Below are 25,173 nucleotides of genomic sequence, written 5' to 3'. Positions count from 1 at the left end.
GATGGGCTCCATACGGATCAAGCCGCGACGCCATTCCTGGGCGTCCGCGGTCGTCAACAGGGACTGTCACAGATCCGTGATGGGAGGCGGGCCGCGCACGGGGTCGGTCTCGCCGCCGGGCGCGGACGGCGGCCGGTGGTCCGTCGCGGGCGGGACGGCGCGTCCGGAGAGCGAGGCGGGCGCCTCGGCCGGACGCGGCGTGGCCGTGCGGATCGCCGACAGCTGGGGCCGCGTGGCGTGATCGCCCGGCCGCGCTTCGTAGCGGGCGATGATGTCCGCGTAGTAGCGGTGGAAGAGGGCGGCGCCCGCCTGCAGGACCTGGCTGCGCTGGGCCGCCCGTTCCTGGCAGATCCGCTCCTGTGCGGTGGGTTCCCGGGGCGTGAGCTCCTGGGCCGAGCTCTGGGCGCTGTGGTTCGCGCACTCCTGTCCGGGCAGGCCGGACGCGCTGGCCGAGCTCTCCAAGGGGGCCGCGGAGCCGCCGGGCAGTGCGGACGCGATGGTCGTGACGAGCCCGAACAGGCCCGCCAGGAGCATGAGCAGCCTGCGGTGACGTGGTGTTGTGCCGTCCACGTCCACCCCCGTCCGCTCAGTGTCGTCCAGCGCACACCTTAGTAGTGGCCGGGAGCACCGTCCACACGACCGAGCCGTACGGCCCGGCATCGACCGGGCGACCCCGGAGGTACCTTCCGGTACGCCGGGTCTGGACGTGAAGATCACGTTTCGCTACCTTCCGCGCCATGACTCTGACGCGGAAGATCGTCCGGGCCCTCCCGGTGGCGGGCCTGGCGGCGGCGACCCTGGCCGCCGGACTAGGCGGTACGGCCCACGCGGGTACCCCGCACCCGGGCAAGCCGCAGCCCGGCTGGAAACTCACCGACAGCGGCGTGCAGGCCCGGTTCCGGGGCCTGGCGGCCGTGGACCGGCACACCGCCTGGGCCGCGGGCAGCGGCGGGACCGTCCTGCGGACCGTGGACGGCGGCCGGACGTGGGCGAAGGTCGCCCCGGCGGACGCGGCCGGCCTGGAGTTCCGCGACGTGGAGGCGTTCGACGCCAACAACGCCGTGGTCCTGGCGATCGGCGACGGCGACGCGTCCCGGGTGTACCGGACGTCCGACGGCGGCCGCACATGGACGACCGGGTTCAAGAACGACGACCCGAAGGCGTTCTACGACTGCATGACCTTCTTCGACCGGCGGAACGGGCTGGCGGTCAGCGACCCGGTGGACGGGAAGTTCCGGATCCTCTCCACGGCCGACGGCGGGCGGAGCTGGAAGGTGCTGCCGAACGCCGGGATGCCCGCCGCGCTGCCCGGTGAGGCCGCCTTCGCCGCGAGCGGCCAGTGCCTGGTCTCGCGCGGCTCCCGCGACGCGTGGATCGCGACCGGCGGCGGCGAGCGCTCGCGCGTGTTCCACAGCCGCGACCGGGGTCGCACCTGGACGGTCAGCGACACGCCGCTGCCAAGCGGCGCGGCCGCGGGCGTGTTCGGGCTGGCTTTCCGGGACGCCCGGCACGGCGTCGCGGTCGGCGGGGACTACCGTCCGGGCGAGCCGTCCCCGGACGCCGCCGCGACCACGGGCGACGCCGGACGGTCCTGGCGGCTCGCGCCGCGTCCGCCCGCCGAGTACCGCTCGGGCGTGACGTACTTCGGGCCGGCGCTGATCGCGGTCGGCCCGACCGGCAGCGACCTGTCCCGTGACAACGGACGCACCTGGACGCGATTCGACACTGGCAGCTTCGACACCGTCTCGTGCGCGCACGGCGGCTGCTGGGCGTCGGGAGAGAAGGGGCGCATCGCCCGCATGGGCTAGTGGGCGCCAGGTGCCCGGCCTGCTCGCGGTTCGGATCGCCGGATCGCCGGCACCCTGCATGACCAGATGAGAAATCATCGTGGATGATCTCCGGCGAGGAGGCTTCAGGGCCTCCTCGCCGTTGCTTTTGCTCCGAAAGAGGCGGGCAACCGGATCGGGGAGGGGCTGGGTCGTAGACGGGCAGTGGCCGAATTCCTGGAGCGTCCGCCCGAGCGGGCCGAGCGGCAAGCCTGATTCACTCCGGCCTTACCGGGAACATAGAGTGAGCACTGAACACTGAGCGTGAGGGAAATGGAATGGCCACGGGCACTGTGAAGTGGTTCAACGCGGACAAGGGGTTCGGGTTCATCGCCCAGGACGACGGCGGGCCGGACGTCTTCGTGCACTTCTCCGCGATTCAATCGGCCGGCTACAAGTCCCTCATGGACAACGACAGGGTCGAATACGACCTGGTGCAAGGGCCGAAGGGGCCACAGGCCGAGAACGTCGTGGTCCTCGAGCAGTAGGCGTCGCCGCCGCCCGTCTGGGGACCACGCCCGGCCAGGGGCGAGGGCGCGAATGATCCGGTAAGGCATGACTCCCGTGGCCGTCGCCGGGAAGGAAGGGCGTGAGGGGCAGGCGACCCACCGGGAGGACAACGTGAGCATGACCGCGCCGCCGACCGATACCGAGATCGGCCTGATCGACGCCTACTGGCGTGCCGCGAACTACCTGTCGGCCGGTCAGATCTACCTGATGGCGAATCCGCTGCTCCGCGAGCCGCTGCGGCCCGGGCACATCAAGCCCCGGCTGCTGGGGCACTGGGGGACCTCGCCCGGCCTGAACCTCTGCTACGTCCACCTCAACCGGGTCATCCGGGCCCGCGACCTCGACATGATCTACATCATGGGGCCGGGGCACGGCGGGCCGTCGGCCGTCGCGAACGCCTGGCTGGAGGGCACCTACAGCGAGGTCTACCCGGAGGTCTCGCAGGACGCGGCCGGGATGGGGCGGCTGTTCCGGCAGTTCTCCTTCCCGGGCGGCGTCCCGAGCCACGTCGCGCCGGAGACGCCGGGATCGATCCATGAGGGCGGCGAGCTCGGCTACTCGCTCGCGCACGCCTACGGCGCCGCGCTCGACAACCCGGGCCTGGTCGTGGCGTGCATCGTCGGGGATGGCGAGGCCGAGACGGGGCCGCTCGCGGCCAGCTGGCACTCGACCAAGTTCGTGGACCCGGTGCACGACGGCGCGGTCCTGCCGATCCTGGCGCTCAACGGCTACAAGATCGCGAACCCCACGGTGCTGGCCCGGATCCCCGAGGACGAGCTGCGCGCGCTGTTCGAGGGCCACGGGTACGCGCCGGTGATCGTGTCCGGGGACGATCCGGCGCGGGTGCACCGGGAGATGGCCGCCGCGCTGGACGGCGCGCTGGACGAGATCGCCCGGATCCAGCACGCGGCGCGCGAGCAGGGCGCGACGGGACGTCCGCGCTGGCCGATGATCATTCTGCGCACGCCGAAGGGCTGGACCGGCCCGAAGGTGGTGGACGGCCTGCCCGTCGAGGGCACCTGGCGCGCGCACCAGGTGCCGCTGGCCCGCGTCCGGGAGGACCCCGGGCACCTCGCGCAGCTGGAGGCGTGGCTGCGCTCGTACCGTCCCGAGGAGCTCTTCGACCAGGACGGACGTCCGGTCGAGGCGCTCCGCGGCCTCGCGCCCGCCGGTGACCGGAGGATGAGCGCCAACCCGCACGCCAACGGCGGACGGCTGCTGCGCCCGCTCGAACTGCCCGGCTTCCGCGAGCACGCCGTCCACGTGGACAAGCGCGGCACCGGGACCGCCGAGGCCACCCGCGTCCTCGGCGGCTACCTGCGGGACGCGGTGTCTGCCAACCCGGACAACTTCCGGATCATGGGCCCGGACGAGACGCTCTCCAACCGGCTGGGCGCGGTCTTCGAGGTCACCGACCGGGTCTTCGCGGGCGAGCGGCGCGACACCGACGAGTACCAGGCGGCGTCCGGGCGGGTCATGGAGGTGCTGAGCGAGCACCTGTGCCAGGGCTGGCTGGAGGGCTACCTGCTCACCGGGCGGCACGGCCTGTTCAACACCTACGAGGCGTTCACGCACATCGTGGACGCGATGTTCAACCAGCACGCCAAGTGGCTGAAGGTCTCCCGGGGCCTGCCCTGGCGGGCGCCGGTCGCGTCCCTGAACTACCTGCTGTCCTCGCACGTCTGGCGGCAGGACCACAACGGCTTCACCCACCAGGACCCCGGGTTCATCGACGTCGTCATGAACAAGAAACCCGAGGTCATCCGCGTCTACCTGCCGCCGGACGCCAACACGCTGCTGTCGGTCGCCGACCACTGCCTGCGCTCCCGCGACTATGTGAACGTGGTCGTCGCGGGCAAGCAGCCCGCGCCGGTGTGGCTGCCGATGGACGAGGCCGTCCGGCACTGCGTGCGCGGCATCGGCATCTGGGAGTGGGCGAGCACCGACGGCGGCGCCGACCCGGACGTCGTGCTCGCGTGCGCGGGCGACGTCCCGACCCTGGAGACGCTCGCCGCCGCCGACCTGCTCCGGCAGTTGCTGCCCGAGCTGCGCGTCCGGGTCGTGAACGTCGTGGACCTGATGCGGCTGCTGCCGGTCGGGGAGCATCCGCACGGGCTGCCCGGCTACGAGTTCGACGCCCTGTTCACCACGGACAAGCCGGTCATCTTCGCGTTCCACGGCTACCCGTACCTGATCCACCGGCTCGTCTACCGGCACACCAACCACGACAACATGCACGTGCGCGGCTACAAGGAGGAGGGCACGACGACCACGCCCTTCGACATGGTCATGCTGAACGACATGGACCGGTACCACCTGGTCATGGACGTGATCGACCGCGTCCCCGGCCTCGGCGGACGCGTCGGGAACATCCGGCAGCAGATGGCCGACACACGGCTGCGGATGCGCGCCTACACGCGCGAGCACGGGGAGGACGCCCCCGAGGTCCGCGACTGGGTCTGGCCTTACTGAGTACGGCCGTACAAAGGGGGGATTCTTCGATGCGTGTGCTCACGGTGAACCCGGGGTCCAGCAGCGTGAAGCTCGCACTGCTGGACGCCGATGACAAGGTGCTCCTCCACGCCGAACTGCCGACCGGAGGGGTGGAGCGGGAGGCGGAGCGCGTGCTCGCCCTGATCGCCGGCATGCCCCGCCCGGACGCGGTGGGCATCCGGTTCGTCCACGGCGGGCGGGACTACACCCGTCCTGTGGTCGTGGACGACGAGGTGACCAAGAACCTGCACACGCTGATCGACCTCGCGCCGCTGCACCAGCCGATGTCGCTGTACGCGCTGGGGGAGATCCGGCGGGCGCTGCCGGACGTCCCGGTCGTGGCCTGCTTCGACACCGCGTTCCACGCGGGCATCCCGGACGCCGCCGCCACGTACGCGGTGCCCGAGGAGTGGCGTGAGCGGTTCGCGATCCGCCGCTACGGCTTCCACGGGCTGTCGTTCGCCCACGCCTCGCGCCGCGCGGCCGCGCTCCTCGGACGGCCGCGGCGCATGGTCGTCTGCCACCTCGGCGCGGGCGCCTCGCTGGCGGCCGTCCTGGACGGCCGGTCGGTCGACACGACCATGGGGTTCACGCCGCTCGAGGGGCTGGTGATGGCGACCCGGGCGGGCAGCGTGGATCCGGGCATCCCGATGTGGCTGCTCAAGCACGGCGTCCCGGCGGAGGAGATCGACGACGCCCTCGAACACCGCTCCGGACTGCGGGCCCTGGCCGGGACGGGCGACATGCGCGAACTGCGGCAGCGGGCCGCCTCCGGGGACGAGACGGCGGAGGCGGCACTCGACGTGTACCACCACAGCCTGCGGAAATGCGCCTCGGCGATGGCCGCCGCGCTCGGCGGGCTCGACGCGCTGGTGTTCACCGGCGGCGTCGGGGAGCACGACACGGTCGCCCGCGCGCGACTGGCCGCCGACCTGGCCTTCCTCGGCGTCCGGATCGACTCGGTCCCGAACGAGAACGCGCACGGCGACGCCGTCCTCAGCCCGGCGGGGGGCGAGGTCGGCGTCGCCGTGGTCGGGGCCCGCGAGGATCTGGAGATCGCCGCGGGCACCCGTTCCGCCCTGGCCGGCTAGCCCCGAGGGGTGGCCGGCCAGGGCGGACGGACTTCGGCGCGGGCGCCTCAGCCGTCCATGGCGTCCATGGCGTCCGTGGTTCAGTCGTCCATGGCGAGGAGCAGGCCCGCGGACCAGCTGAAGTTCGGCGAGTTGAGCGTCGCGCCGGTCAGCGGGTCGTAGTTCTCGTGCAGGGCGCCGTCGCCGAGCATGCCGGACGCGTTGGCGCGCAGCCGGTCGGCGAGCGTGCGGGCGTCGGCGTTGTAGCCGTAGCCGCGCAGGCCCTTGAGCGCGAAGTACGCCTGGTCGATCCAGACCGGCCCGCGCCAGTACTTGGTCGACTGGAAGTACGGCGAGCTCTTCGACACCGTCGGGAACGGGACCTTGGTGGCGAACTCGTTCGGGTCCACCATCTTGAACCGGACGGCCGCGGCCTGCTCCTTCGACGCGACGCCCGCCCACAGCGGGATCGCGCCCTCGATGCCGCGTCCGCGCTCGGTGAGGGTCTTCCCACCGTCGGCGGCCATGGACGAGTCGTAGAAGAAGCCCGTCTTGGTGTCGTACATCCGCGCGCGCACGAGCCCGGCGACCTTGGCGGAGTCCTTCTCGAACCTCGCGGCGTCGGCGTGCTTGCCCAACTGCTTGGCGATCAGCGCGAGGTAGTGCTTCTCGGCGGCCAGGTAGGCGTTGAGGTCGACCGACTCCTGGTTGATGGAGTAGCCGACGACCTTGCCGGACGCGTCGGTGTTGGCCAGCATCTTCACGCCGAGGTCGGCGTCGAAGCGCGGCGCGTTGTCCATGCCGCTCTCCCACGCGGCGGCCTCGATCTGGTCGTCCTCGGTCGCGTTGGCCGGGTCGACCGTCGCGCCGTACTCGGCGAGCCCGTTGTGGTCGTGGTCGCGCGTCCGGTACCACCAGTCGTGGTAGGCGACCAGCTTCGGGTACATCTCGCGCAGGAACGAGGCGTCCCGGTCCTTGAGGAAGACCTCCCAGACCGACCAGGCGGCGAGCGGCGGCTTGCTGTTGCGCTCGTTCCAGTTGCCGCCGCCCTCGGCCGGGGTGTTGTAGAAGATCGCGTCCGGGATCATGCCCGCGTCCTGCGGCCGGTCCTTGGACCCCGCGGTGATCTGGTAGTCGAACATCGAGCGGATCTGGTCCCGGGCGAGCGCCGGGTCGAACTTCGCCGTGCCGACCGCCTGCTTCCAGGTGTCCCACGACCACAGTCCGCTGAACCACTTGTAGGTGATGGACGGCGTGATCCCGTTGTGGCGGATCGCGCCCGCCGGGCCGCGCCAGTTCGACACCAGCGTCTCGACGGACTTGACCGCCAGGCGCCGCCGCTCGGCGGGGACGCCCCGGGTCGCCTTGGAGACGTAGCCCTTCCAGCGCTCGTCGCCCTGGGCCTCGGCGCGCTCGGGCGAGCGCAGCAGGCCCGCGACGGCCGGGGCCTCCGCGCGCCGCTCGGCGTCGTCGAAGGTGTAGGTCTCCGCCCAGGTCAGGGCGCTGGTCGCCCGCGGCTTGACGGTCAGCGGACGGGCCAGGTCGGTGGTGTAGGAGTCGCCCGCGATGGTCGTCCGGACCGGCTCGGCGTGCGTGATCTGGAACCGCTCGGTGCCGTTGGTCAGGTAGCTCCAGGTCTTGCGGACCTTGGCGAAGTCGACCTGGACGCCGGTCCCGGTGGCCTTGAGCGAGGGGGCGCTCTTCATCGGCTCGGCGTCCGGGCGGAGCAGCTCGCCGGTCCAGCCGACCTGGATCGTCCGGGCCGTCCGGCCGGTGTTCTCCACGAACGCGCGGACGAGCGCGGAGTGGGCGCTGCCGAAGCGCAGCTCGAGGGTGAGCTTCAGGCCGTCCAGCTCGTAGACCTGGCGGAGCAGGCCGGGCAGCGCCGACAGCTTCGGCTTGGCGCCGGACAGGTCGATCCTGCGGCCGTTCTCACTGAGCTGGATGCGGCTGAACGCCTTGCTCAGCCACCAGGGGTACTCCTGCGCGATGTACAGCGGGCCGGTGAAGCCGCCGTAGGTCGCGGGGTCCTCGGGCAGGGCGTAGGCATGCCATGCGCCGCGGTCGGAGAACACGTTGATGTCGTTGAACTCCGGCGGCTCGGACGCCGTGGGGGTGCCCTTCATGTCGAGCACGTTGGCGTAGCCGGTCCGGCCGTCGGGACCGGCGGGGGCCGCGTGCGCGGGCACCGCCGTCAGGGGGAGGAGAGCGACGACACCTATGGCGGCGCTCAGGGGGTAGCGCATGGTCACCTTGTTTCGGATGCGGGGGTGAGGACGGCGGCGCCGAGCGGGGGGAGTTCGAGCTCGCCCCGGACGGTCGCGCCGGACAGCAGATCAGTACCGAACAAACCGCTCACACGCGACACGGTGTCCGCGTGGTTCAGCAGGAACAGGTGGTCGCCGCGCCGGGTCACCTCGACGCCCTCGGGCGCCTCGTGGACGGGGCGTACCTCCGCGGCGTCCAGGACCAGGCCGAGCGCGGACGGCAGGTGGCAGCTGAGGTACCAGCCGAGCCCGTCGCCGTGCGCGTTGCGGGTGATCGCGGGCCGTCCGGCCAGGGGGCCCTCGGCGTAGGACGCGACGGGATCGGCGGTCGTGACGTCCAGCCACTCGCTCCAGAGCGTCGCCCCGCCCAGGCCCTCGACCTCACCCTCCACCTGCACGGCCTCGTCGTCGGGGACGGGCCAGAACTCGTCCACGACGACGCCGAGCGCGTCGCGCAGCGGGGCCGGGTAGCCGCCGAGGTGGATGTGGTCGTGCTCGTCCACGATCCCGGAGAAGAACCCGCAGGCCAGGTGGCCGCCGCCCGCGACGAACCGGGTGAGCCGCTCGGCCGTGTCCGTCCGCAGCATGTACAGGTTCGGCGTGAGGACGACCTTGTACCGCTCGAAGTCGGCCTCCGGCGGGACGAAGTCGACCGCGATGTTCCGCTTCCACAGCTCCCGGTACCAGGATGCGACGATCGCCTTCAGCTCCAGCCGCGTGGACGGGTGGTCCTCCTGCTCCAGCGCCCACCACGAGTCCCAGGACAGGACGATCGCGACGTCGGCCTCGGTGCGGCTGCCCGCGACCCCGCCGAGCTTCGCCAGTTCAGCCCCGAACCGGACCGTCTCGGCCCAGCCGCGCGACTTCGTCCCGCCGTGGGGGAGCAGCGCGCTGTGGAACTTCTCCGCGCCCGCGCGCGAGGCCCGCCACTGGAAGTACATGACGCCGTCCGCGCCGCGCGCGACCGTCTGCAGCGACCACAGCCGGTGCAGTCCCGGACGCTTCGGCACGTTCACCGGACGCCAGCTCACCGCCGACGGGGCCTGCTCCATGAGCAGCCACGGCTGACCGCCCTTGAGCGAGCGCATCAGGTCGTAGTTCATCGCGGCCGTGATGTGCGCTTCGGGGTCGTGCGGGTCGGGGTAGGCGTCGTCGGAGACGAAGTCCTCGCGGGACGCCCACTTCCAGTAGTCCAGCACCTTGAACATCGACATGAAGTTCGTGGTCACCGGGATGCCGGGGGACACCTCGTCCACCATGTCCTTCTCGGCCTGGTAGCAGGCGAGCAGCGCGTCCGAGCAGAACCGCCGCCAGTCGAGCGTCTGCGTCGGGTTGACCGGGCCGGGCGCGTCGCGCGGCGGCTCGATCTCGTCCCACGACCCGTACCGCTGCGACCAGAACGCCGTGCCCCACGCGGAGTTCAGCGTCTCCAGGTCGGCGTACCGCTCGCGCAGCCAGCGCCGGAAGTCGGCCGCCGACTCCGCGCAGAAGCATTCGGTGACGTGGTCGCCGTACTCGTTGTGGATGTGCCACAGCGCCAGCGCCGGGTGGTCCCGGTACCGCTCGACGATCTTCCGCGCCAGCGTGACCGCGGCCTCCCGGTACACCGGCGAGGACGGGCAGTAATGCTGCCGCGACCCGAACTCCAGCCGGACACCGTCCGACCGGACCGGCAGGACCTCCGGATGCGCGCGCACGAGCCACGCGGGCGGCGACGCCGTCGCCGTGGCCAGGTCGACCGCGATGCCCTGCCCGTGCAGGAGGTCGAGCAGCCGGTCCAGCCACGCGAAGTCCCAGGCGTCCGGGCCGGGCTGGATCTTGGCCCAGGAGAAGACGCCGACGGTGATCATGTTGACGCCGGCCTCCTTCATCAGGGCGGCGTCCTCGGCCCACACCTCCTCGGGCCACTGCTCGGGGTTGTAGTCCCCGCCGTACAGCATCCCGCCGACCCGCGTCAGGGTCGTGTTCCCACCGGTCATCAGCCCTTCACCGCCCCGCCGAGCAGGCCGGCGACGAACTGCCGCTGGAAGACGAAGAACACGATCATGATCGGGAGGGTCGCCACGAACGAGCCCAGCATGAGGCCCGAGTAGTCCACATGGGACAGCCCGATCATCTGGTTGAGCGCGATGGGCACGGTGAACTTCTCCTCGGTGTTCAGCATGAGCAGCGGCCAGATGAAGCTGTTCCACTGGCTCATGAAGGTGAAGATGATCAGGGCGCCGAGCTGCGGGCGCACCCCGGGGAGGACGACCTGGTAGAAGATCCGCAGGTCGCTCGCGCCGTCGATGCGGGCCGACTCGATCAGCTCGTCCGGGAAGGCGAGGAACGCCTGCCGCATGAGGAAGATGCCGAACGCGTTGGCCAGGAACGGCAGGATGACCGCCTGGTAGGTGTCGGTCCAGCCGAGGTTCGCCATCATCTGGAACAGCGGGACCAGCAGCACCTGCATCGGGATCATCATCGTCGCCAGCACCACGCCGAGCAGGACGCCCCGGCCGCGGAAGCTGTACTTGGCCAGGCCGTAGCCGCACATCGCCGAGATCAGCGAGCTGAGCACGGTGTACACGACGGCGACGCCGAGGCTGTTGACGACGACCCGTCCGAACCGGTGCTCGGACTGCAGCCGCGACAGGTTGTCCATCAGCGCCCCGCCGGGCATGAACGGCGGCGGGGAGCCGAACAGGTCGGCGGTGTTGTGCGTGGCCGCCACCGCCATCCAGTAGAACGGCACGAGGCTGACGACCGCGCCGACCAGCAGGATCAGGTACCCGCCCGCCCGGCCCAGAATCTTCGGGTTCACCGCGACCCCCTTCCCAGCAGGCGGAACTGGACCAGCGACACCAGGCCGATCAGCAGGACGACCACCCACGCGATCGCCGCCGCGTAGCCGAAGTCCATCTGGTCGAACCCGACCTTGTAGAGGTACAGGACGGGCGTCATCGTCGTGTTGTCCGGTCCGCCGCGCGTCAGCACGTAGTTCTCGTCGAACAGCTGGAGCGTTCCGATGGTGGAGGTGATCGAGCAGAACAGGATCACCGGCTTGAGCTGCGGCACGATCACCCGGACGAACGTGGTGACCGCGCCGGCGCCGTCGATCGACGCCGCCTCGTACTGCTCACGGCCGATCGCCTGGAGCCCGGCCAGCAGGATCACCGCGTTGTAGCCGGTCCACCGCCAGGTGATCGACAGGATCAGCGAGATCCGCGCCCACGTCGCGTCGTTCAGCCAGTCCACGCCGCCGATCCCGACGCCGTCCAGCATCTGGTTGACCATGCCGCCGTCGGTCTTGAGCAGCACCCGGAACACCACGGAGTAGGCGACCAGGGTGGTGACGGCGGGCAGGAAGTACATCAGCCGCCACCCGCCGCGGAACCGCAGCCAGGACGCGTTCAGCACCCCGGCCAGGACCAGCGCCAGGCCGATCATGATCGGGACCTGGATGACCAGCAGCATCGCGGTGTTGATGAGCGACTGCAGGAGCACCGGGTCCTGGACGAGCCGCCGGTACTGGCGGAGTCCGACCCAGACGGTCGCGCCGTCCTGGTCGGCGGTGAAGCTCTGGTAGATGCTCGCGAGGAGCGGATAGGCGAAGAACGCCACGAACAGGACGGTCGCCGGACCGGTGAACCACCAGTGGGTCAGGCTGAACCGTCGCCGGCGCGGCCGGGGAGCGTCCCCGGCGGGGACGCTCTCGAGCTTCGCGGGCTTGGTCTGCACGGCTGCCATGTGCTACCCGGCGGTCTGACGGCCGGTGGCGGAGGCGATCTGCTTGGCCGTGGAGTCCAGCGTCGCCTTCGGGTCCTTGCCGCGCAGCATCACGGCCGCGTTGGCCGACCACACCAGCTGGGTGGCCTTCGCGCCGTCCTTGGTGTACTCGATCGCCGGGATGGACGGGGACAGGTCGGCGAAGACCTTGTTGGCCGCCTGGCCGCCGAAGTACGGGTCGCCCTGCTGCACCAGCGGGTCCTTCAACGCGGGGAGGAACGCGGGGAACAGGCCCTCGTTCTTGAGCATGGACACCTGGTTGGCGCTGTTGGCGAGCATGAACTCGGTGAACGCCCACGCGGTCTTCGGGTTCTTGGTCTGCGAGGTGACCGTGAGCAGCGAGCCGCCGTTGTTGGACGTCCGCACGCCGCCCTGCTCGAACGCGGGAAGCGGGAACACGCCCCACTTGCCGCTCATCTCCTTCATCTCGCCGGTGAGCGTGCCGCCCCACCAGGCCGCCTGCGGCGTGGTGGCGGACTTGCCGGTCTTGGACGAGGTGACCGTGGCGTCCCAGCCGCGCGCCCAGTCGACCAGGCCCTTGTCGGACAGCTGCTTCAGGAGCGTCATCGCCTTGACGGCCTGCGGCGTGCTCACCGCGACCTTGCCGTCCTTGAAGTAGCCCTGCCCCTGCTGCTGGAGCAGCATCCGGAAGGTGTTGTCCTCGGCCGGGTCGAGGGTGATGAACTTGGTCCCGGTCTTGGCTTTGACCTGCTCACCGGCCTTGACGTAGTCGTCCCAGGTGTTGATCGAGTTGGGGTCGACGCCGGCCTTCTGGAACAGGTCGCGGCGGTAGTACACGCCGCAGGGGCCCGAGTCCCACGGCAGGGCCATGATGCGGCCCTTGTCGTCGGTCGCGGTCTTCCACGAGGCGGGGTCGTACTGGTCCTTGTACTTGTCCGCGAGCGTGCTCAGGTCGTAGAACCTGCCGGGGAACGAGCCGACGAAGCTCTGGAACCGCGGGCCCTCGACGGTGGTGATGTCGGGCAGTCCCTTGCCCGCCTTCAGACCGACGGTGATCTTGTCGTAGGCGTTGTCGTAGCCGATGTCGACAATGTTGATCTTCGTCCCGGGGTGCTGCTTCTCGAACTCGGGGGCGAGGCGCTTGAGCGCGGTCGCCGCGACGTCCCACGACCAGATCGTGACGTCGCCCTTGATGTCGGCGTTCGACCCGGCGGCGAGGCTCGGCGCGGACTTCTTGCCGCCCGAACCGCCGCCCGCGGCGCAGCCGCTCAACGCGATCGCGGCGGCCACCGCGCCCGCGAGCAGAACCGACCTTCGTGTCCGGTTCGTCCCGTTGATATGCACCCTTGCCTCCTGACCCGTCATGCTGAATGCTGTATACAGCACACCGAATGATGATGTTTCTCGTCAAGAGGGGGAGCATGACCGGCTCGTTTGCCCACCCGTACATCCCCAACGCGGCACCCGATGTGAAGCGCGCGATGCTCGACGCCGTCGGGGCCGAATCGGTTGAGGACTTCTACGTCGACGTCCCCGCGGACCTGCGGCTGCAGGGCCCGCTCGACCTGCCGGCGCCGATGCGCTCGGAGGCGGGACTCGTCCGGCACATGAGCGGCCTGCTCGGCCGCAACACCAGCACCCGGGACGCGCTGAGCTTCCTCGGCGGCGGCGTCTACCAGCACCACGTCCCCGCCGTCGTGGACGAGGTCGTGGACCGTTCCGAGTTCCTCACCGCCTACGCCGGCGAGCCCTACGAGGACCACGGCCGCTTCCAGGCGCTCTGGGAGTACCAGTCGCTCATGGGTGAGCTGCTCGACATGGACGTCGTGAACGTCCCGACCTACGACGGCTTCCAGGCCTCGGGCACCGCGCTGCGGATGGCCGGACGGGTCACCGGCGCGCGGCGCGTCATCGTCGCCTCGGCCGTCGCGGCCGACAAGCTGTCCAAGGTCGTCGACTACGTGCGGCCCGACCACGACGTGGTCGTCGTCCCGGTGGTGGACGGACGCGCCGACGTCGCGGCCGTCCGCGCCGCGGTGGCCGAGGGCGACGTCGCGGCGGTCTACGCCGAGGCCCCGAACTTCCTCGGCGTCGTCGACCCCGCCCTGCCCGAGCTCGCCGAGCTCGCGCACGAGGCCGGCGCGCTGTACGTCGTGAACTGCAACCCGATCTCGCTCGGCGTCGTCGCGCCGCCCGCGTCCTACGGCGCCGACATCGTCTGCGGCGACGTCCAGCCGCTCGGCGTGCACATGAGCTTCGGCGGCGGCAACGCCGGGTTCATCGCCACCCGCGACGAGGAGCACCTGGTCGCCGAGTTCCCGTCCCGCCTGTTCGGCGTCGTGCCGACCACGGTCGAGGGCGAGTACGGCTTCGGCGACGTCGCCTACGAGCGCACGTCCTTCGCGATCCGCGAAGAGGGCAAGGAGTGGGTGGGCACGGCCGCCGCGCTGAACGGTATCGCCGCCGGCGTCTACCTCGCGCTGATGGGCCCGCACGGCATGCGCGAGGTCGGCGAGACCATCATGGCCAACACCCGCTACGCCATCACCCGCCTCTCGGCGGTCCCGGGCGTCGAGGTGCCGAACGCGGACGCGCCGCACTTCGCCGACTTCGCCGTCCGGTTCACCGGCTCCCGCACCGTCGCCGAGATCAACGAGGCGCTGCGCGAGCAGGACGTCTTCGGCGGGCACGCGCTGTCCGAGCGCGACGCCCTGTACTGCGTCACCGAGGTGCACACCAAGGACGACATCGACCGCCTCGCCGCCCTGCTTGAGGAGATCTGCAAGTGAGCGCCCCCGCGAACACCGGACCCGTCTCGATCGAGGACGCGCGGATCGCCCCGAAGCCCGCGCTGCGCCGCTTCCACCAGGCGCGCTGGGACGAGCCGCTGATCTTCGAGCTGGGCACGCCCGGCACGCGCGGCGTGGGCGTCCCGGCGCCCGAGGTCCCCCTGGACGACTCGCTGCCCGAGTCGCTGCGCCGCAAGGAGGCCCCCGGCCTCCCGGAGATGTCGCAGCTGCACGTCCTGCGGCACTACCTGCGGCTCTCGCAGGAGAACCTCGGCGTCGACATGAACATCGACGTCGGCCAGGGCACCTGCACGATGAAGTACAGCCCGAAGGTCAACGACCGGTTCGTCCGCGACCACCGGATCTCCGAGCTGCACCCGCTCCAGGACGAGTCGACCGTCCAGGGCGTCCTCGAGGTGATGCACCACCTGGAGAAGATGCTCGCGGAGATCTCCGGCATGGACCGGGTCTCGCTGCAGCCCGGCGCGGGCTCGGCCGCGATCTACACCAACATCGCGATGATCCGCGCCTACTTCGCCTCGCGCGGCGAGCTGGAGCAGCGCGACGAGGTCATCACGACGATCTTCTCCCACCCGTCCAACGCGGCCTGCGCCAAGACCGCCGGGTTCAAGGTCATCACCCTGTACCCGGACGCGGACGGCTACCCCGACATCGAGGCGCTGAAGGCGGCCGTCGGCCCGCGCACCGCCGCCCTGATGATCACCAACCCGGAGGACACCGGGATCTTCAACTCGCGGATCGCCGAGTTCGTCGACATCGTGCACGAGGCCGGCGGCCTGTGCGCCTACGACCAGGCGAACGCCAACGGCATCCTCGGCATCACCCGCGCCCGCGCCGCCGGGTTCGACATGTGCCACTTCAACCTGCACAAGACGTTCTCCACCCCGCACGCGTGCGGTGGCCCGGCGGCCGGGGCGTCCGGCGTGAGCGAGAAGCTCGTGCCGTTCCTGCCGCGCCCGACCGTGGAGTTCGACGGCACGCGCTACCACCTGGACGACGACCGTCCCGAGTCGGTCGGGAAGATGCGTCCGTTCTACGGTGTCGTGCCGAACCTCGTGCGCGCGTACGCGTGGATCATGTCGCTCGGCGCGGAGGGCCTCCGTGAGGTCGCGGAGATCGCCGTGCTGAACAACAACTACCTGATGAAGAGGATCCTGGAGATCCGCGGCGTGTCCGCGCCGTACGCCGAGGGCAAGCGGCGCATCGAGCAGGTGCGGTACTCCTGGGAGGAGCTCGGCAAGGACACCGGCGTCCACAGCGAGGAGATCGGCGTCCGCGCCGCCGACTTCGGCACGCACTACTGGACGAGCCACCACCCGTACGTGGTGCCCGAGCCGATGACGCTGGAGCCGACCGAGTCCTACTCCCGGCAGGACCTGGACGAGTACGCCGCGATCCTCGCCGAGGTCGCGCGCGAGGCCTACGAGGACCCGGAGACCGTCCGGACCGCCCCGCACAACTCGACGATCCACCAGGTCCGGCAGGCGACCCTCGACGACCCGAAGACCTGGGCCGTCACCTGGCGCGCCTACCGCCGGAAGATCCTCGGCCAGTGAGATACGGACTGGTGGTCAACCCGGTCGCCGGACTCGGCGGCCGGGTCGGCCTCAAGGGCAGCGACGGCCCTGACGTGCAGGCCCGCGCCCGTGAGCTGGGCGCGGTCCCCCGCGCGTCCGAACGCGCGACCGCCGCGCTGGAGGAGCTCATGGCCCGGGTCGGCGCGCCGGTCGTGCTGACCGCCGCCGGGCCCATGGGCGAGGACGCGGCCCGCGCGGCCGGGCTCGAGCCGGACGTCCGGTACGTCCCGGACGGCGGGCGGACGACGGCGGCCGACACGGTCGCCGCCGCCAAGGCCCTCGCGCTCGACGTCGACCTGCTGCTGTTCGCCGGCGGCGACGGGACGGCCCGGGACGTCCTGGACGCGGTCGGCACGTCCGTGCCCGTCCTCGGCGTCCCGACCGGCGTGAAGATGCACTCGGCGGTGTTCGGCGTCGGGCCGCGCGCCGCCGGGGAGGTCGCCGCCCGCGTCGCCACGACACGGGCGTTCACCGAGGCCGAGGTCATGGACCTGGACGAGGAGGCCGTCCGGTCCGGCCGGGTCTCGGCCCGGCTGTACGGCCACCTGCTCGTCCCCGACGTGCCCGTCCGCGTGCAGCAGCGGAAGGTCGGCAGCTCGGCCGCCGACCCCTACGCGGTCGGCGGGATCGCCGCCGAGCTCACCGAGCGCGTCGGCGACGGTCAGCTCGTCCTCGGCCCCGGCGGGACGACCCGCGCCATCGCCGCGGCGCTCGGCGTGGACGTCCCCGTCATGGGCGTCAACGTGCTGCGCGCCGGACGGTTCTTCGCCGCCGACGTCAACGCCGCCGAACTCGCCCGGCTCGTCGCCGACCATCCCGACGGCACCTGGATCGCGGTCACCCCGATCGGCGGGCAGGGCTTCCTGCTCGGCCGGGGCAACCAGCAGATCGCGCCCGAGGTGCTGCGCGCCGTCGGCCCGGACCGGCTGCTGGGGGTCGCGACCGAGGCCAAGCTCGCCGCCCTCGGCGGCCGCCCGCTGCTGCTCGACACCGGAGACCCCGACCTGGACCGCGCCCTGGCCGGCTACCGCACCGTGATCACCGGCCGCGGCCGCACCGCCCGCTACCCCGTTCAAGGAGCCTGAACATGATCGACCTGACCGGCAAGCGCGCCGTCGTGACCGGCGCCGCGTCCGGAATCGGCCGCGCCACCGCCGAGCTGCTCGGCGAGCTGGGCGCGTCCGTCGTCCTCGCCGACCTGAACGCCGACGCGGGCGAGGAGGCCGCCAAGGCCATCCCGAACGCCGTCTTCTCGCACTGCGACGTGTCGAGGGCCGCCGACTGCGAGCGGACGATCGCCCTGGCCAAGGACACCTTCGGCGGGGTGGACGTGCTGTTCAACAACGCCGGGATCATCCGCCGTTCGACCGTGTGCGAGATCACCGAGGACGACTGGGACCTGGTGATGGCCGTCAACATCAAGTCGATCATGCTGATGAGCCGGCATGCGATCCCGCTGATGGTCGAGGCGGGCGGCGGAAGCATCGTCAACACGGGGTCCGGTTGGGGCATCCAGGGGGGTGCGCAGGCCGTATCGTACTGTGCGTCGAAGGGGGCGGTCGTCAACATGACCCGCGCGATGGCGATCGACCACGGTCCGCAGAACATCCGCGTCAACTGCGTGTGCCCGGGTGACACGGCCACCGGGATGCTCGCGGACGAGGCGGCCCAGCTGGGCGCGTCGGTCGAGTCGTTCTACGTCGACGCGGCCGACCGGCCGCTCGGCCGCATCGGCACCCCGCGCGACATCGCCAGCACCGTGGCGTTCCTCGCCAGCGACGCCGCGGCGTTCGTGTCAGGGGCCGTCCTCGCCGTGGACGGCGCGGGCACCGCCTGACCCAGGGCCGGGCGCGTGGCGGATCGAGCCGGCCGCGCGCCCTGCCGTCACGGTCGAATCCGGGCACTGGGAAGAGGGAGAGCATGCCGATCGAGCGCCGTCCGCTGCGCGAGCAGATCAAGGACGAGCTGCTGGAACGGCTCAACCGGGGCGAGTTCGCCGCGGACGAGCCGATCAACGAGAACCGGATGGCCGCCGACCTCGGCGTCAGCCGCACCCCGCTGCGGGAGGCGCTGATCGCGCTGGAGCGCGAGGGGGTGATCCGCAGCGAGCGCGGCAAGGGCTTCCGGTTCGCGCCGATGAGCCGCAAGGAGTTCCTCGACCTCAGCACGATCGTGCGCGAGATGGAGTCCCTGGCGCTGAGGCTGAGCGACCCGGCGTTCCTGGTGTCGCTCGCGCCGCGGCTGCTGGCCGAGGCCCGCGGGTTCCCCGACCCGCGCGCCGCCTACGCCGTCCTGGAGAGCCACGACGACGCCTGGCACGGGATGCTGACCTCGGGCTGCCGGAACGAGCGGCTGATGGACATGATCGGCTCGCTGAAGCTGACGATGCACCGCTACGAGCGGGTCGTGGTCGGCGACCAGGACGTGCTGGAGCGCTCGGCCGCCGAGCACGAGCGGATCGCCGAGTGCCTGCTCGAGGGGGACGTCGAGGGCGCGGTCGCCGAGCTCAAGACCAACTGGGCGAGCGGCACCGAGCGCATCCTGGAACGTTTCGACCGCGACCGCCGGACCGCCGAACCCACACCGTCCTGACGTCCGGGCGCTCGCCCTCCCGCCGGCGGTGAGCGGCCGGTGAGGTGCCGGTGAGCGCCCCCGGACATCGTTCTCTCATCAGCCGGTCCGCACCGAGGACCGGCCGCTGAGAGGGAGACGACGATGGGCAAGCTCGACGGCAGGACGGCGCTGGTGACCGGTGGCTCGCGGGGGATCGGCCGGGCGGTGGCGCTGCGGCTGGCCGCCGAGGGCGCGTTCGTCGCCGTCCACTACGGCAGCGACGCGGAGGCGGCGAAGCGGACGGTCGCCGACATCGAGCGGGCGGGCGGCTCGGCGGTCATGGTCCAGGCCCGGTTCGGCGAGGACGGCGCGGTGGACCGCCTGTTCGAGGCGCTCGTCCCCGCGCTGGACGGTGCCGGCCTGGACATCCTGGTCAACAACGCAGGCATCGGGTCGGTGAGCCCCGTCTCGGCGCTCACCGAGGAGGAACTCGACCGGCTACTGAAGGTGAACGTCGCCGCGCCGTTCTTCGTGACGCAGCAGGCGCTGCCGCTGCTCAACGACGGCGGCCGGATCATCAACATGGGCTCGGTCGCGAGCCGGATGGCCGTGTCCGTGCAGATCGGCTACAACGTCTCCAAGGCCGCCCTGGAAGCGCTGGCCCCGGCCCTTGCCAACGACCTCGGCCGGCGCGGCATCACGGTCAACACCGTCGCGCCCGGCGCGATCCGCACCGACCTGACCGCCGGATACGTCTCCATCCCGGAGGCCGCCGCCGCCCTGGAGTCCATCACCGCCCTCGGCCGTCTCGGCGAGCCCGAGGACGTCGCCGACGTGGTCGGCTTCCTCGCCGGACCGGACGCCCGCTACATCACCGGCCAGACCATCGACGTCTCCGGCGGCACCTGGCTCGGCCCCATCGCCCCCGCGTAACCCCCGAAGCCGCCGAACGCCCGGCCGGATCACTCCTGGCCGGGCGTCGGCATGCGGTTCCCCCTGGCCGAAGTTGGCAGTCCGGCCGGGGTGAAAGGTCAGGCGTCCTTACGGAGGAGGCCGCCGTACTCGTAGCCGGGGAAGTGCGCGGACGCGCCGAGGAACTGCTCCAGGTCGGCCGGGACGGGCGGCAGCGGCGGCTGCTCCGGGTCCGGACGCCACCCCTTGATGTTGACCAGGCCCGGCTCGACCGGCGTCAGCCCGGACAGCAGCTCGTCGACCTCGCCGGGGGAGCGCGTCCGCCACGGCATCCCGGACGCGTTGGCCCTCTCGTCCATCGCGGCGCGGATCGCCGCGTCGTCGGTGACGATCTGGGTGAACGCCAGGTGCGAGCCGGGCGCGGCGATGTCGTCGACGATGTGCCGCAGGAGGCCGCGCGGGTCCATGTCGTCCAGGAGGTGGTGGCCGACCGACAGCCACAGCACCGCGACCGGCTCGTCGAAGTCGATCAGCCGCTTGACGCCCGGGTCGGACAGGACGCGGTCCTGGTCGCGGAAGTCGGCGGCGACGAACGCGGTGGTCTCGTCCTCGGCCATCAGCGCGCGGCCGTAGCTGAGCACGGTCGGGTCGTTGTCGACGTAGACGACCCGCGAGCCCGGCCCGAACTCCGCCGCGACCTGGTGGACGTTGCTGTTGGTCGGGAGCCCGCAGCCCATGTCGACGAACTGCCGGATGCCCGCCTCGGCCGCCAGGTACCGGACGAGCCGGTACAGGAACAGCCGGTTGTCGCGGGCGATGTCCACGATCCCCGGGAAGTGCGGGAGCGACTCGAGGGCGAACCGGCGGTCCACCTCGTACCAGTCCTTGCCGCCGAGCGACATGCCGTACAGGCGCGCCGACGAGGGCGTGTTGTGAATGCCGGCGATGGCGTCGCTGCTACTCATCGGGGACTCCGGTCGGACGGGTGACGAAGACGCATTCCGGACGTCACGCTACAGGCCGGGCCGCCGCCGCGAGGGTGTTTCATGATCTTGATCCCGCCGGACCGGCCGCTTCGGGCCAAGGTGCGGACCCACGGCGACGCCCCGGGCGGCCAGGGGGGAGTCTGGACCGACCAGGGCGCCTGCTGGGGCGGGGCCGCGGGGTGCTCGGCCTCAGCCGCCGAGCGCCTCGCGCTCGATCTGCGCGAACTGCGCGCCCATGGCCTCGGCCAGCGCGTTCGCCCCGGACAGCGGACGGACCATGACGGTGAGCTCGTCGATGAGTCCGTCCTCGCGGACGTGGACGAAGTCGCAGCCGTGCACCTCGCGTCCGCCGACGGTCGTGCGGAACACGAACGCGTGGTCGCGTCCGCCCGGCTCGGAGATCTCCCGGACGTACCGGAAGTCCTCGAACACCCGCAGCACGCCGCGCAGGATCGCCATCGTGATCGGCTTGCCCGAGTAGGGCTTGAACACGACCGGGCTGGTGAACACCACGTCGTCGGCGAGGAGCGCCTCCATGGCCTCCATGTCGTGCGCCTCGGCGGCCTTCCGGAACGGATGCATGCCCGTCACCCCTACTCAACGAGTTGACTATGTGCCTGCAGGCTAACACACGCACTTAATCAACAAATTGAGTACAGGTGGCGGTGGCGCCGGGCTGGTCGAGGTGTTCGAGGGCCGGGCCGAGGGTGTCCATGAACGGCGCGTGGACGGTGACGTTGGTGAAGCCGAAGCGCTCGCGGGACTCCCGGATCTGTTCGGCGATCTGCTTCTCCGTTCCGACCAGCAGGAACGGGGTGTCGAGGACCTCGTCCAGGGTGAGGTGCGGCAGGAACCTGGGCGCCATCTCCGTCAGGACGCCGCGCCGGTCCGCGGTGACCTGCACGTGCTGGATGAGGACGTTCAACTCGATGTCCGGGAAGCGGTCGCCCGCCTGCTCCCGGACGAAGGCGACCCGCTCGGCGGCCTCCGCGGCGCTGCCGAGCCGGAACGTCCCGGGTGGCGCGCCGGGGACCTGGTAGGTCCCGGCGACCGCGACGATGTCGGCGTGCGCGGCGGCGACGCGGAGCACGCGGTCGCCCGTTCCGCCGACCAGCAGCGGCGGCCCGTAGCCGCCGAACCCACTGCGTTGGACGGGCTTCAACGTGTCCAGGCCGAATCGCTCGTCGGTCGCGGCGCGTTGCTCGTACCCGTCCGCGGCGAACAGCCGCCTCAGCTCGCCGATGGTCTCCTCCATCCGCCGAGCCCGCGCCCCGAAGCCTTCCCAGGGGATGCCCGCCTCGTCGAACTCCCACTTCATGTGGCCCGCGCCGAGCCCGAGTTCGAGCCGTCCGCCGGTGAGGCGGTCCACCGAGGCGACCTCGCGGGCCAGCAGGTGCGCGTTCCAGAACGGCACGTTCAGCACCAGCGACCCGACCCGCAGCCGCTCGGTCGCGTCCGCCGCCGCGACCATCGTCGGGAACGGCGCGGGCGAGCCGAGGTGGTCGGGCACGAGCGCCACGTCGAAGCCGTACCGCTCGCCCCGGCGACACTGGTCCACGAAGTCCTCGCGCGAGCGGATGTCGAAGAAGTTGAACCCGAAGCGGAAGTCTCTCATCCGCCGATCATCCGCTCGCCCGCCCCGAGCACGCCAGGGCCGCCGCTCACGCCCAGGGTGAACAACGCGGGCGTGGACCCACGGGGAAGAAGACCCGCTACCCCTCGACGCGGACGTGGTCCGCCTGAAGCCCCTTCTGGCCCTGGGTGACCTCGAAGGAGACCTTCTGGTCCTCCTTCAGGGACTTGAAGCCAGAGGTCTCGATGGCGCGGAAGTGGACGAACAGGTCCGGCTCTCCGGACTCCGGGGTGATGAAGCCGTAGCCCTTCTCGTCGTTGAACCACTTCACGGTGCCGTTCTGGCGCTCGGCCATGCCTTCTCCTGAGTGCGATCGAGTGTGCCGACGCTGCAGATCCTCTCACGCAAAGTGTCGATATACGCGCTTAGGGTGATGGCGCGGCCGTGTGCGTGTCAGGAGTGGCGGTGGCTTTGCTGGAATCGGGCGGTTTTGGCGCGGTTTCCGCAGACGTCCATGGAGCACCAGCGGCGGGAGCCGTTCTTGGTGAGGTCGTAGAACCACAGGACGCAGTCGGGGTTCGCGCACTTGCGGACGCGCTCGGGGCGTTCCCCGTAGAGGCGGACGAGGTCGGCGGCGGCGATCCAGGCGGGGGCCCAGTCGGCGTCCTCGGTGACGACCTCGGCCGCAGGCTCGCCGTTCCTGAGCAGGGGGCGGCGTGAGCCGTGCGTGAGGACGGTGTTGAGAGGGCGTTCGTCGCCGTGGAGGGCCAAACGGATGGCCTCGCGGGCGGTCATGACGTGGGCGCGGACGGCCTCGGGGCCTTCGGGCGGGACGGGGAGGGCGTGTTCGGCGAGCCAGCCCTCGAGGCCGCCCGGCTCGTCGAACTCGTCGAAGCGCCGGCCGCGGTCGATCCAGATCGTGGCGAGAAGGTCGAGCGCGAGGGGTTCCCCGGTGAGTGGTCGTGGCATGCCACGAGTGTATCAACCGGCTAAGTGGGGTTGACTGGTTGAGCGGGATCGGGGTACGTTCTTCTCGTTGGCAACCGGCTAAACGCCTTTAGATGGTTGGAGAAGATCATGGTTGACGTACGGCACAAGACGATCGAGATCGACGGGCTCGACGTGTTCTACCGGGAGGCGGGCGACCCGTCGGCGCCCACGCTGGTGCTGCTGCACGGCTTCCCGACGTCCTCGGTCGTGTACCAGGGCCTGATGAACGAGCTGGCCGACGAGTTCCACCTGATCGCGCCGGACTACCCGGGCTTCGGGCTCAGCTCGGCCCCCTCGGTGGACGAGTGGGAGTACACCTTCGACCACATGGCCGACGTGGTGGAGAAGCTGCTCGACGGGCTGGGCCTGACCCGCTACGCGATCCACGTGCACGACTACGGCGCGCCGGTCGGCTTCCGGCTGGCGACCCGGCACCCCGAGCGCGTCACCGGGATCATCACGCAGAACGGCAACGCCTACGACGAGGGCCTGACCCCGTTCTGGGAGCCGATCCGCGCCTACTGGGCCGACCCGTCGAAGGAGAACGGCGACGCGCTGCGCGGCCTGCTCACCCGCGAGGCCACCCACTGGCAGTACACGCACGGCCTTCCCGACGCGTCGCTGGTCGACCCGGCCTACGAGCTGCACGACCAGGCGCTCCTGGACCGTCCGGGCAACCAGGAGATCCAGCTCGCGATGTTCCTGGACTACGGCAGCAACCCGCCTCTCTACCCGTCCTGGCAGGAGTACCTGCGCACGCAGCAGCCGCCGCTGCTGGCGGTGTGGGGCCGCGGTGACGAGATCTTCGGCCCGGACGGGGCGCTCGCCTTCGCCCGTGACCTGAAGGACGCGCACATCCAGCTGCTCGACACCGGGCACTTCCCGTTCGTCACCCGGACCCGGCAGAGCGCGGCGCTGATCCGCGACTTCCTCCGCCGCCTGTCCGATTGACGACGCCCGTCCGATTGACGACGCCCGCCGCCCATCCGGCCAGCGACGCGTCCCCGCCAAAACGGCCCGGCCGACACGCGATGCGTGTCGGCCGGGCCGGCGTCGTTTCCCGTGCTCGCGCGTTGTCCGTCGCGCTCGCACGTCGTGCTCATGCGGTGTGCGGCACGCTCGTGCTTCGTGCTCGCTCGTGGCCGGGGCGCTCGCGCGCCGTCACGGCCCGTCCGCGTCGGTGGATCAGTACATGCTCATCGGCGGGTAGCCCGGCGTCATGGGCATGCAGTACGGCATCACCGGCGGGGTGAGGAGCGGGACGGGGAGCGGAGCGGGGGCGAGCCCGCAGGGGACGAAGTCCGGGGTGGCGGCCTGGTTCGCGGGGGTCTCGGCCTGGGCCGGGACCGCGCTCAGCAGGATTCCCAGGACTGCGGTGGCCGCACCGATGGTGAGGGTTTTGCGCATTGACGTAGCTCCCGTTCTGCACCCGGTCCCCCTCTGGGACCGGTTTCTCGGCAGACACCCTACGGCTACTCTGCGTGATTATCGCAGTACAGAGGGGTTGGTCGGCGCGCCGAAAAGGCGCTTCGCCCGGCCCCCTGGTGGGGACCGGGCGAAGCGCCCTGAGCGGAGAGCCCTGCGCCGGGTCAGGCGAGGGTGAGGAACATCTTCTCCAGCTCCTCCTCGCTCATCGGCGGGGCGCCCTCATCGGTGGTGGCCATGCACTGGCGTATCCCGCTGGCGACGATCTTGAACCCGGCCCGGTCGAGGGCCCTGGAGACGGCGGCGAGCTGCGTGACGACGTCCTTGCAGTCGCGACCGGCCTCGATCATGGCGATCACGCCGGCGAGCTGGCCCTGAGCGCGGCGGAGCCGGTTGAGGACCGCGCCCTGCGCGTTCTCGTCGACCTTCATCGCTGACCTCCCTGTCGAGCT

Annotated in this window: 24 protein-coding genes; 11 read left to right on the top strand and 13 right to left on the bottom strand. The window is 71.1% G+C overall.

Annotated features, from left to right (window positions below; genetic code table 11):
* Positions 1 to 66 precede the first annotated feature (66 nt).
* Positions 67 to 570: a hypothetical protein gene (locus AB0L06_RS35475; protein ID WP_500235554.1), complete on the bottom strand. Its 504-nt coding sequence runs from the start codon at positions 568 to 570 to the stop codon at positions 67 to 69.
* A gap of 167 nt (positions 571 to 737) precedes the next feature.
* Between AB0L06_RS35475 and AB0L06_RS35470 the strand changes: the two genes are divergently transcribed.
* The 4 genes from AB0L06_RS35470 to AB0L06_RS35455 all read left to right on the top strand — a co-directional run bounded on the left by AB0L06_RS35470 (position 738) and on the right by AB0L06_RS35455 (position 5,920).
* A complete protein-coding gene (locus AB0L06_RS35470; protein WP_500235553.1) occupies positions 738 to 1,808 on the top strand; it encodes a WD40/YVTN/BNR-like repeat-containing protein in 1,071 nt (356 codons plus the stop codon).
* A gap of 296 nt (positions 1,809 to 2,104) precedes the next feature.
* Entirely contained in the window at positions 2,105 to 2,314 is a 210-nt protein-coding gene (locus tag AB0L06_RS35465) for a cold-shock protein (RefSeq protein ID WP_500235552.1), read from the top strand.
* 67 nt (positions 2,315 to 2,381) lie between these two features.
* Positions 2,382 to 4,808 carry a phosphoketolase family protein gene (locus AB0L06_RS35460; RefSeq protein WP_500235551.1) on the top strand — a complete coding sequence of 809 codons (2,427 nt, stop codon included), beginning with the start codon at positions 2,382 to 2,384 and terminating at the stop codon, positions 4,806 to 4,808.
* A gap of 29 nt (positions 4,809 to 4,837) precedes the next feature.
* Positions 4,838 to 5,920: an acetate/propionate family kinase gene (locus AB0L06_RS35455; protein ID WP_500235550.1), complete on the top strand. Its 1,083-nt coding sequence runs from the start codon at positions 4,838 to 4,840 to the stop codon at positions 5,918 to 5,920.
* A gap of 80 nt (positions 5,921 to 6,000) precedes the next feature.
* Here the strand turns inward: AB0L06_RS35455 and AB0L06_RS35450 are convergent, their stop codons facing one another.
* Genes AB0L06_RS35450 through AB0L06_RS35430 form a run of 5 tightly spaced genes read right to left on the bottom strand, consistent with a single transcriptional unit; the run spans position 6,001 to position 13,239 of the window.
* The gene (locus AB0L06_RS35450) at positions 6,001 to 8,145 is read right to left on the bottom strand and encodes an MGH1-like glycoside hydrolase domain-containing protein (protein ID WP_500235549.1); all 2,145 of its coding nucleotides are present in this window, start codon (positions 8,143 to 8,145) and stop codon (positions 6,001 to 6,003) included.
* Positions 8,146 to 8,147: 2 nt separating this feature from the next.
* Entirely contained in the window at positions 8,148 to 10,145 is a 1,998-nt protein-coding gene (locus AB0L06_RS35445; RefSeq protein ID WP_500235548.1) for a beta-galactosidase, read from the bottom strand.
* Positions 10,145 to 10,969 (bottom strand): carbohydrate ABC transporter permease, encoded by an 825-nt coding sequence (locus AB0L06_RS35440; protein WP_500235547.1) that lies wholly within the window; start codon positions 10,967 to 10,969, stop codon positions 10,145 to 10,147. Before AB0L06_RS35440 ends, AB0L06_RS35445 begins: the two co-directional genes overlap by 1 nt.
* Complete coding sequence (locus AB0L06_RS35435; protein WP_500235546.1) at positions 10,966 to 11,895, bottom strand: carbohydrate ABC transporter permease; 930 nt, start codon at positions 11,893 to 11,895, stop codon at positions 10,966 to 10,968. The genes AB0L06_RS35440 and AB0L06_RS35435 overlap by 4 nt, the downstream gene beginning before the upstream one ends.
* Positions 11,896 to 11,898: 3 nt before the next feature.
* The gene (locus AB0L06_RS35430; RefSeq protein ID WP_500235545.1) at positions 11,899 to 13,239 is read right to left on the bottom strand and encodes an ABC transporter substrate-binding protein; all 1,341 of its coding nucleotides are present in this window, start codon (positions 13,237 to 13,239) and stop codon (positions 11,899 to 11,901) included.
* 77 nt (positions 13,240 to 13,316) lie between these two features.
* On the opposite strand from AB0L06_RS35430, the gene gcvPA reads away from it, so the two are divergent.
* The 6 genes from gcvPA to AB0L06_RS35400 all read left to right on the top strand — a co-directional run bounded on the left by gcvPA (position 13,317) and on the right by AB0L06_RS35400 (position 19,768).
* Positions 13,317 to 14,684, top strand: coding sequence for an aminomethyl-transferring glycine dehydrogenase subunit GcvPA (gene gcvPA / locus AB0L06_RS35425; protein WP_500235544.1), 1,368 nt, complete (start codon positions 13,317 to 13,319; stop codon positions 14,682 to 14,684).
* Positions 14,681 to 16,261: an aminomethyl-transferring glycine dehydrogenase subunit GcvPB gene (gene gcvPB / locus AB0L06_RS35420; protein WP_500235543.1), complete on the top strand. Its 1,581-nt coding sequence runs from the start codon at positions 14,681 to 14,683 to the stop codon at positions 16,259 to 16,261. Before gcvPA ends, gcvPB begins: the two co-directional genes overlap by 4 nt.
* Positions 16,258 to 17,367, top strand: coding sequence for an ATP-NAD kinase family protein (locus AB0L06_RS35415; RefSeq protein ID WP_500235542.1), 1,110 nt, complete (start codon positions 16,258 to 16,260; stop codon positions 17,365 to 17,367). Before gcvPB ends, AB0L06_RS35415 begins: the two co-directional genes overlap by 4 nt.
* Positions 17,368 to 17,369: 2 nt before the next feature.
* On the top strand, positions 17,370 to 18,119 hold the full coding sequence (locus tag AB0L06_RS35410; protein WP_500235541.1) for an SDR family NAD(P)-dependent oxidoreductase: 750 nt from the start codon (positions 17,370 to 17,372) through the stop codon (positions 18,117 to 18,119).
* Between the two features lie 83 nt (positions 18,120 to 18,202).
* Entirely contained in the window at positions 18,203 to 18,874 is a 672-nt protein-coding gene (locus AB0L06_RS35405; protein ID WP_500235540.1) for a GntR family transcriptional regulator, read from the top strand.
* Positions 18,875 to 18,997: 123 nt separating this feature from the next.
* Positions 18,998 to 19,768: an SDR family NAD(P)-dependent oxidoreductase gene (locus AB0L06_RS35400; RefSeq protein WP_500235539.1), complete on the top strand. Its 771-nt coding sequence runs from the start codon at positions 18,998 to 19,000 to the stop codon at positions 19,766 to 19,768.
* A gap of 98 nt (positions 19,769 to 19,866) precedes the next feature.
* Here AB0L06_RS35400 and AB0L06_RS35395 read toward each other — a convergent pair whose 3' ends face one another.
* From AB0L06_RS35395 to AB0L06_RS35375, 5 genes are all read right to left on the bottom strand, one after another.
* Entirely contained in the window at positions 19,867 to 20,712 is an 846-nt protein-coding gene (locus AB0L06_RS35395) for an SAM-dependent methyltransferase (RefSeq protein ID WP_500235538.1), read from the bottom strand.
* Between the two features lie 210 nt (positions 20,713 to 20,922).
* Positions 20,923 to 21,315 carry a nuclear transport factor 2 family protein gene (locus AB0L06_RS35390; RefSeq protein ID WP_500235537.1) on the bottom strand — a complete coding sequence of 131 codons (393 nt, stop codon included), beginning with the start codon at positions 21,313 to 21,315 and terminating at the stop codon, positions 20,923 to 20,925.
* 55 nt (positions 21,316 to 21,370) lie between these two features.
* Positions 21,371 to 22,348 carry a TIGR03621 family F420-dependent LLM class oxidoreductase gene (locus AB0L06_RS35385; protein ID WP_500235536.1) on the bottom strand — a complete coding sequence of 326 codons (978 nt, stop codon included), beginning with the start codon at positions 22,346 to 22,348 and terminating at the stop codon, positions 21,371 to 21,373.
* Between the two features lie 97 nt (positions 22,349 to 22,445).
* The gene (locus AB0L06_RS35380) at positions 22,446 to 22,661 is read right to left on the bottom strand and encodes a cold-shock protein (protein ID WP_500235535.1); all 216 of its coding nucleotides are present in this window, start codon (positions 22,659 to 22,661) and stop codon (positions 22,446 to 22,448) included.
* Positions 22,662 to 22,759: 98 nt separating this feature from the next.
* Positions 22,760 to 23,275: a CGNR zinc finger domain-containing protein gene (locus AB0L06_RS35375; protein WP_500235534.1), complete on the bottom strand. Its 516-nt coding sequence runs from the start codon at positions 23,273 to 23,275 to the stop codon at positions 22,760 to 22,762.
* 108 nt (positions 23,276 to 23,383) lie between these two features.
* Between AB0L06_RS35375 and AB0L06_RS35370 the strand changes: the two genes are divergently transcribed.
* Positions 23,384 to 24,247 carry an alpha/beta fold hydrolase gene (locus tag AB0L06_RS35370; RefSeq protein ID WP_500235533.1) on the top strand — a complete coding sequence of 288 codons (864 nt, stop codon included), beginning with the start codon at positions 23,384 to 23,386 and terminating at the stop codon, positions 24,245 to 24,247.
* Between the two features lie 234 nt (positions 24,248 to 24,481).
* Here the strand turns inward: AB0L06_RS35370 and AB0L06_RS35365 are convergent, their stop codons facing one another.
* Together AB0L06_RS35365 and AB0L06_RS35360 are read right to left on the bottom strand one after the other, a co-directional pair.
* The gene (locus AB0L06_RS35365; RefSeq protein WP_500235532.1) at positions 24,482 to 24,703 is read right to left on the bottom strand and encodes a hypothetical protein; all 222 of its coding nucleotides are present in this window, start codon (positions 24,701 to 24,703) and stop codon (positions 24,482 to 24,484) included.
* Between the two features lie 182 nt (positions 24,704 to 24,885).
* A complete protein-coding gene (locus AB0L06_RS35360) occupies positions 24,886 to 25,152 on the bottom strand; it encodes a metal-sensitive transcriptional regulator (protein ID WP_500235531.1) in 267 nt (88 codons plus the stop codon).
* Between the last annotated feature and the right edge of the window lie 21 nt (positions 25,153 to 25,173).

This window comes from Spirillospora sp. NPDC052269 (genome assembly GCF_040679435.1).
Lineage (GTDB): Bacteria > Actinomycetota > Actinomycetes > Streptosporangiales > Streptosporangiaceae > Spirillospora.
The sequence above is the reverse complement of the archived record's forward strand: the minus strand, read 5'-3'. Positions and strand labels throughout refer to the sequence as shown.

Bases quoted from the DNA above. Each gene is read 5' to 3' on its own strand.
- AB0L06_RS35470 (WP_500235553.1), top strand. From the start codon at position 738: ATGACTCTGACGCGGAAGATCGTCCGGGCCCTCCCGGTGGCGGGCCTG.
- AB0L06_RS35465 (WP_500235552.1), top strand. From the start codon at position 2,105: ATGGCCACGGGCACTGTGAAGTGGTTCAACGCGGACAAGGGGTTCGGG.
- AB0L06_RS35460 (WP_500235551.1), top strand. From the start codon at position 2,382: ATGACTCCCGTGGCCGTCGCCGGGAAGGAAGGGCGTGAGGGGCAGGCG.
- AB0L06_RS35455 (WP_500235550.1), top strand. From the start codon at position 4,838: ATGCGTGTGCTCACGGTGAACCCGGGGTCCAGCAGCGTGAAGCTCGCA.
- AB0L06_RS35450 (WP_500235549.1), bottom strand. From the start codon at position 8,145: ATGCGCTACCCCCTGAGCGCCGCCATAGGTGTCGTCGCTCTCCTCCCC.
- AB0L06_RS35445 (WP_500235548.1), bottom strand. From the start codon at position 10,145: ATGACCGGTGGGAACACGACCCTGACGCGGGTCGGCGGGATGCTGTAC.
- AB0L06_RS35435 (WP_500235546.1), bottom strand. From the start codon at position 11,895: ATGGCAGCCGTGCAGACCAAGCCCGCGAAGCTCGAGAGCGTCCCCGCC.
- gcvPA (WP_500235544.1), top strand. From the start codon at position 13,317: ATGACCGGCTCGTTTGCCCACCCGTACATCCCCAACGCGGCACCCGAT.
- AB0L06_RS35410 (WP_500235541.1), top strand. From the start codon at position 17,370: ATGATCGACCTGACCGGCAAGCGCGCCGTCGTGACCGGCGCCGCGTCC.
- AB0L06_RS35405 (WP_500235540.1), top strand. From the start codon at position 18,203: ATGCCGATCGAGCGCCGTCCGCTGCGCGAGCAGATCAAGGACGAGCTG.
- AB0L06_RS35400 (WP_500235539.1), top strand. From the start codon at position 18,998: ATGGGCAAGCTCGACGGCAGGACGGCGCTGGTGACCGGTGGCTCGCGG.
- AB0L06_RS35395 (WP_500235538.1), bottom strand. From the start codon at position 20,712: ATGAGTAGCAGCGACGCCATCGCCGGCATTCACAACACGCCCTCGTCG.
- AB0L06_RS35390 (WP_500235537.1), bottom strand. From the start codon at position 21,315: ATGCATCCGTTCCGGAAGGCCGCCGAGGCGCACGACATGGAGGCCATG.
- AB0L06_RS35385 (WP_500235536.1), bottom strand. From the start codon at position 22,348: ATGAGAGACTTCCGCTTCGGGTTCAACTTCTTCGACATCCGCTCGCGC.
- AB0L06_RS35380 (WP_500235535.1), bottom strand. From the start codon at position 22,661: ATGGCCGAGCGCCAGAACGGCACCGTGAAGTGGTTCAACGACGAGAAG.
- AB0L06_RS35375 (WP_500235534.1), bottom strand. From the start codon at position 23,275: ATGCCACGACCACTCACCGGGGAACCCCTCGCGCTCGACCTTCTCGCC.
- AB0L06_RS35370 (WP_500235533.1), top strand. From the start codon at position 23,384: ATGGTTGACGTACGGCACAAGACGATCGAGATCGACGGGCTCGACGTG.
- AB0L06_RS35365 (WP_500235532.1), bottom strand. From the start codon at position 24,703: ATGCGCAAAACCCTCACCATCGGTGCGGCCACCGCAGTCCTGGGAATC.
- AB0L06_RS35360 (WP_500235531.1), bottom strand. From the start codon at position 25,152: ATGAAGGTCGACGAGAACGCGCAGGGCGCGGTCCTCAACCGGCTCCGC.